Below are 5,387 nucleotides of genomic sequence, written 5' to 3'. Positions count from 1 at the left end.
TCACCCGACGCCGAGTTCGGCCCCTCACCGTCCAGCACGGCGAAGTTGGGCCCCTCGCCCTCCGCCACCGCCGCGTTCGGACCCTCACCCGACACCAGGTTCGGTCCCTCCCCCGCCGGCGAGTCGAGCCCCGCACCGAGCACCGTCACGTTCGACGGTGTGCCGGGCCAGGTCGGCTGCGCCGCGGCGAGCGGGGCGGCGAGGCCGAGGGTGAGGACGCCGGTCGCGAGAAACCCAGCCAGTGTGGCCGACTTGCTGCACATAGTCCCTGCCTTAGGTGAGGTGGCGCGGTGCTGACGAGAAGAAGGTCGCGCGCCGCGCTCCCCTGCCGTTCCGCTTCCGCTACCCCCCGCCGCCGCCGAAACGGGAACCAGGCGGGAAGGAGCGGTGCGGGCCGCGCACCACGGCGCGCCCACCGCCTGCCGGGAGGCGCCCGGACTCCGCCACGTGCGCCCGGAAGAGCCTCCGTACCGCCGTCACCAGGTGCGCCGCCTCGCCGGGCGAGTCCGCCGCGACGACGACGTACCCGGGCCACCGGTCGGTGCCGTCCTCCCCCTCCGGCACCCGGTCGCCGGGAAGGTACGGGAACGAGAGCTCGCACACGCCCGGCAGCGCGGCGATCTCCTCGATCCCCTCCACGGACAGCAGCCACCCGGCCGGCGGCCGCAGCGGCGCCGCCAACGCGTGGCGCCCCGCGACGGGGCGGCCGAGGGAGCCGCCCGCGAGCAGCCCGAAGAACTCGGCGTCGCGGTCGAGCCCCGTCGCCGGTGCGAGGAGCCCGGCCACGGGGCCCGACGCCTGGCGTGCGCTCGCGCCGACGACGCGCGGCCCGTCCGCGGTGAGCGCGACGACGGTGTACGCGGGGCCGCACTCGTACCCGGCGAGGTCGAGCAGCCCGGTGACGGCCGCCCGGGTCTGCGCCTCCTCCTCCCGCCCGAGCGGCGCCGGCAGCAGGTGGCCGCTGACCGAGGCGCAGGCGTGGTGGAGCGAGGCGAGGCCCAGCACGTGGTGCATCCCGTCGACGGTCACCGTCTCGACGCCCAACCGCGGCCCGTCGAGGGCCTCTTCGACGAGGTAGACGCCCTCGTCCCGGCCCCCGGGACCGGCCCGCGGGCTCCCCTCGACGTGGCGCACGGTGGCGCGCGGGCCCAACTTCCTGACGGCCGCGCCCAGTTCGTCGTCGGTATCCGCGAGCGCGTAGGCGACGTACCCGCCGCTCCCGCGGTTGAGGAGCCGGCGCCGCTCGATCGGGTCGCCGAGGAGGCGGGCCGACGCGGCGGGGTTCGCCGTGAGCGACAGTGCCTCCGCCGTCTCCCGCACGGCCGGGAACTCGCCGGCCGACCCGAACGCCACAAGACCGGCGATCCGCTGCGTGCGCGTCGTCGCGGAGACGAGCGCGCGCACCGCTTCCGGGTCGCGGAGGTCGGCGCGGAGGAGGGGGCCGCCGAGGCCCGACTCCGTTCCGTACGGCGGCTCTTCCCGCTCGGGGCCGACGAGCGCCAGGACTTCGAAGCCGGCCGCGGCGGCGGCTCTGACCGCCGCCCACTCGGGCTCGACGAGGAGCAGCGCTCCCAGGTCCCGACGGTCGCGGCCCCGGGGGCCACGGTCAGCGGTTGGTGAGTTCACGGCCGTGCTCCGGCTCGTCCGCGGGCGGGGTCTCCGCCGCCGTCCGCTCGTCCTCCACCTCCCCGGAGGCTGCCGCGTCGGCGAGCTCTCCTCCCTTCCCCCAGTACGCGGGCTCCACGTCCCTGACGATGACGGTCACCGCCTCGCCCGGGCAGCCGGCGACGCGCGCGACGGTGCTCGTGACCTCCGAGACGAGCCGGGCACGCCGACTGCGGTCGTTCCCCTTCCACCAGTCCACGGTGACGACGGGCATGACGATCTCCTTCCACATGGCTCCACGCGCCGTGAGTGCCGCGCGTGAGGCTGCCGGCCGGAGGCGGACCGCTCCGACTCGTCGAGCGTGCACAGGGGCGTTCCCTTCCGCCTCCCGTTCTCTTCCCGTCCCCCTGGTTCCGCCCGGCACCGCGGCGCACGGGGCGGGGGAACGGGCCGGGAAGCGATCGGGAAGCGGTGGCGGGAGTGTCTGCCGTGTCGGGAGCCGGTGCGGCAGCGCCGGCCGCGGTAGACGACAGCCCCGGAGTGTCCATGAATGCCTCGCTCACCTCACGGCGGAAGACCCTTCCGCCGCCCAGGCGCCGCGGCGCCGCCCCCGTACACGCTCCCCGCACGCGCCCCGAACGGCCGGGCATGCTGCGGACGATGGGCGAGGACCTGCGTGCGGTGGTCGAGCGCGACCCCTCCGTACGCGGGCGCCTGGAGGCGTCGCTGCATCCCGCGCTCACCGCGCTGTGGAGCCACCGGGTCGCCCACCGGCTCCACACGCGAGGGATGCGGCTGCCCGCGAAGCTGCTCGCGCGGTGGGCACGGAAGGTCACCGCGGTGGAGATCCATCCGGGGGCCGAACTCGGCCGCCGTGTCTTCATCGACCACGGAGCCGCCGTGGTGATCGGCGAGACCTGCCGCATCGGCGACGACGTGACCCTCTACCACCAGGTGACGCTCGGCGCCGTCGGTTGGTGGAGCGACAACGCCCGTCCGCCGGGCGCCCGGCGCCACCCCGTGGTCGGCCGCGGTGTCGTCCTCGGCGCCAACGCGACCGTGCTCGGGCCCGTGACCGTGGGCGACCGGGCGGTCATCGGCGCGCAGGCCCTCGTCAACAAGGACGTCCCCGCGGGCTCGCGCGTGCTGGCGCCGACCGCCGTCGTCAAGGAGCCGGGCAGGCAGCCCGAGTTGCTCACCGACGTCTTCGCCGACATCGCCTCGGCCGGCTCCTGGTAGCCCGCGCCGCCCACCTCCGCCCCACCAACGTGAGGACCCCCTCCCATGGAGACCATCAGCCCCCCGCAGAAGACCCGCCGCCTTCCCGCGGTCGCCGAGAGCGTCGAGGACCTCGTCGGCTCGACGCCGCTGCTCCGGCTCCGCCTTCCGGCGGCCGCGCCCGGTGCCGAGGTGCTCGCCAAGCTGGAGTCGGCCAACCCGATGTCGAGCAGCAAGGACCGGGCGGCGCTGCGGATGATCCGCGGCGCCGAGGACCGGGGCCAACTCCTGCCCGGCAGCGGCACGATCGTGGAGGCCACGTCCGGCAACACCGGGATCTCGCTCGCGGCGTTCGCGGCCTCGCGCGGCTACCGGTGCGTCATCGTGCTCCCCGACAACGCCACCACCGAGCGCGTACGGCTCCTGCGGGCCCTCGGCGCCGAGGTGGTGCAGACGCCGAGCGAGCAGGGGTACCCGGGCGCGATCGAGAAGGCGGAGGAGATCCACGCCGCCACCCCGGGGTCGTGGTTCCCCTGCCAGCACGAGAACCAGGACAACGTCCGCGCGCACTACGAGACGACGGGCCCCGAGATCGACGCGGCGCTCCGCGCCACCGGACGCCGGCTCGCCACACTCGTCTGCGGCGTCGGCACCGGCGGGACGCTCACCGGCATCGCCCGGTACTTCAAGGAGACGGACCCGGCCGTGCACGTGGTCGCCGTCGAGCCGGAGAACTCCCCCGTCCTCTCCCGCGGTTACGCGGGACGGCACCGCATCCCCGGCCTCACCGGCGGGTTCGTCGCGGAGACCACCGACGTCTCGCTCATCGACGAGGTCCGCACCGTCCCCGACGAGGACGCGCTCGCCGCCGCCCGCGAACTCGCCCGCGGCCAGGGCGTGTTCGCCGGGGTCTCCTCCGGCGCCGCGGCGCACGTCAGCGCGGCCCTCGCCGCGGAGGACCGGCACGCGGGGCGGACCGTCGTCACGGTCCTGCCCGACACCGGCGAGCGCTACCTGAGCATGTGGGACGAGTGAGCGTCCGAAGGCCGCAGCGCCCCACCGAGAGAGGACGTGAGAGACCATGACCCTGGCCGCGCTCCACGCGTTCGACGACGCGCGCACGGTCCGCATCGGGGAGACGACGACCACGCGGTTCATCGCCCCCGCCGGAGCGACCGACGGCCGCCTCGGCATCTTCCACCACAGCATGCTTCCCGGCGCCTCCGGCGCGGCGCCCCACTACCACACGCGCATCGCCGAGTCGTTCTACGTGCTGCGCGGGGAAGTGGCGCTCCACGACGGGACCGGCTGGCGGACGGCGCACGCCGGCGACTTCCTCCACGTGCCCGAACGGGCCGTGCACGGCTTCCGCAACGACAGCGCCGCGCTTGCGGAGATGCTCATCATCTTCACCCCCGCCGAGCACCGCGAGGGCTTCTTCGAGGGGCTCTCCCGCCTGCTCGCCGACGGCAACAAGCCGAGCAGGGAGGAGATGGTCGCGCTGATGGAGGAGTTCGACCAGTACGAGGTCGATCCCGACGCAGCACCGCACCACCACACCCACGCGCACCACCACGACCAGACATCACCGGGAGAGTGACCATGAACACCGCCAGCTGGGGACGGTTCCTGCTGCTCGCCGCCTTGTGGGGATGCAGTTTCGCCTTCATCAAGGTCTCGCTCGACGCGTTCGAGCCGCTCCAACTCGCCACGGGGCGGCTCCTCGTGGGCGCCCTCGTCGTCGCCGCGATCGTCGCGCTCAAGCGCATCCCGCTGCCGGCGCGGCCGGTGTGGGGGCACATCGTCGTCGCCTCCGTCTTCGGCAACGCGATCCCCTTCACCCTCTTCGCCGTCGGCGAGCAGCACACCACCGCGAGCGTCGCCGGCGTGATCCAGGGGGCAACTCCCCTGGTGACGCTGGGGATCGCGGCCCTCGCCATTCCGGAGGAGAAGCCGACGTCGCGGAAGGTGGTCGGGCTCGCCGCCGGGTTCGTCGGCCTCGTCGTCATCGTCGGGCCCTGGGCCGCCGGCGGACTGGGCTCCGTCGGCGGGCAGTTGGCGTGCATCGGCGCCGCCGCGAGCTACGCGGTGAGCTTCGTCTACGTCCGGCGCTTCATCGCCCCGCACAAGATCCCCGCGCTCGCCGTGACCGCGGGACAGCTCACCTCGGGGACCGTGATCACCGCGGTCGTCACGACGTTCGTCTCCGGCTGGACGCTCGCCGGCGACCTCGCGGTCAAGCCCGTGCTCGCGCTGGTGCTGCTCGGCGCCGCGTCCACCGGCCTCGCCTTCGTCCTGCTCAACCGGCTCATCGCGGACGCCGGCCCGACCACGGCCTCCGGGGTCAACTACCTGGTCCCCGTCTTCTCGGTGATCGTCGGCGCCGTGGCGCTGGGCGAGTCCGTGGGCTGGAACGTCCCCGTGGGAGGCGCCGTGGTGATCCTCGCGCTCGGCTTCGCCGAGGGCCGGCTGCGGAAGCCGGCCGACCGGCCGAAGCGCGTGCCCGCCGCGGAACCCGTCGAGCGCGTCCCGCAGAACGCCGGGCGCTGAGGCGACCGCGCACC

Annotated in this window: 7 protein-coding genes; 4 read left to right on the top strand and 3 right to left on the bottom strand. The window is 74.7% G+C overall.

Going from position 1 to position 5,387, the window contains the following annotated elements; translation table 11 throughout:
* The 3 genes from UWG_RS29360 to UWG_RS0102580 all read right to left on the bottom strand — a co-directional run.
* Positions 1-263 (bottom strand): hypothetical protein (locus UWG_RS29360; RefSeq protein ID WP_033195931.1); only part of this gene is annotated, 263 nt, incomplete at its 3' end.
* 79 nt (positions 264-342) lie between these two features.
* Positions 343-1,626, bottom strand: coding sequence for an ATP-grasp domain-containing protein (locus UWG_RS0102585; RefSeq protein WP_016905647.1), 1,284 nt, complete (start codon positions 1,624-1,626; stop codon positions 343-345).
* Positions 1,607-1,879 (bottom strand): tautomerase family protein, encoded by a 273-nt coding sequence (locus tag UWG_RS0102580; RefSeq protein WP_033195932.1) that lies wholly within the window; start codon positions 1,877-1,879, stop codon positions 1,607-1,609. Before UWG_RS0102580 ends, UWG_RS0102585 begins: the two co-directional genes overlap by 20 nt.
* Before the next feature lie 374 nt (positions 1,880-2,253).
* On the opposite strand from UWG_RS0102580, the gene epsC reads away from it, so the two are divergent.
* The 4 genes from epsC to UWG_RS0102560 are packed head-to-tail and all read left to right on the top strand — an operon-like array spanning position 2,254 to position 5,373.
* Positions 2,254-2,844, top strand: a complete 591-nt coding sequence (gene epsC / locus UWG_RS0102575; RefSeq protein WP_016905645.1) for a serine O-acetyltransferase EpsC — start codon at positions 2,254-2,256, stop codon at positions 2,842-2,844.
* Between the two features lie 45 nt (positions 2,845-2,889).
* A complete protein-coding gene (locus tag UWG_RS0102570) occupies positions 2,890-3,858 on the top strand; it encodes a PLP-dependent cysteine synthase family protein (RefSeq protein WP_016905644.1) in 969 nt (322 codons plus the stop codon).
* 46 nt (positions 3,859-3,904) lie between these two features.
* On the top strand, positions 3,905-4,423 hold the full coding sequence (locus UWG_RS0102565; RefSeq protein ID WP_016905643.1) for a cupin domain-containing protein: 519 nt from the start codon (positions 3,905-3,907) through the stop codon (positions 4,421-4,423).
* Between the two features lie 2 nt (positions 4,424-4,425).
* Complete coding sequence (locus UWG_RS0102560; protein ID WP_016905642.1) at positions 4,426-5,373, top strand: DMT family transporter; 948 nt, start codon at positions 4,426-4,428, stop codon at positions 5,371-5,373.
* Positions 5,374-5,387 lie beyond the last annotated feature (14 nt).

Source organism: Streptomyces xiaopingdaonensis (assembly GCF_000262345.1).
Lineage (GTDB): Bacteria > Actinomycetota > Actinomycetes > Streptomycetales > Streptomycetaceae > Streptomyces > Streptomyces xiaopingdaonensis.
The sequence above is the reverse complement of the archived record's forward strand: the minus strand, read 5'-3'. Positions and strand labels throughout refer to the sequence as shown.

Coding starts and splice junctions, on each gene's coding strand:
- UWG_RS0102580 (WP_033195932.1), bottom strand. CDS start 1,879: ATGCCCGTCGTCACCGTGGACTGGTGGAAGGGGAACGACCGCAGTCGG.
- epsC (WP_016905645.1), top strand. CDS start 2,254: ATGCTGCGGACGATGGGCGAGGACCTGCGTGCGGTGGTCGAGCGCGAC.
- UWG_RS0102570 (WP_016905644.1), top strand. CDS start 2,890: ATGGAGACCATCAGCCCCCCGCAGAAGACCCGCCGCCTTCCCGCGGTC.
- UWG_RS0102565 (WP_016905643.1), top strand. CDS start 3,905: ATGACCCTGGCCGCGCTCCACGCGTTCGACGACGCGCGCACGGTCCGC.
- UWG_RS0102560 (WP_016905642.1), top strand. CDS start 4,426: ATGAACACCGCCAGCTGGGGACGGTTCCTGCTGCTCGCCGCCTTGTGG.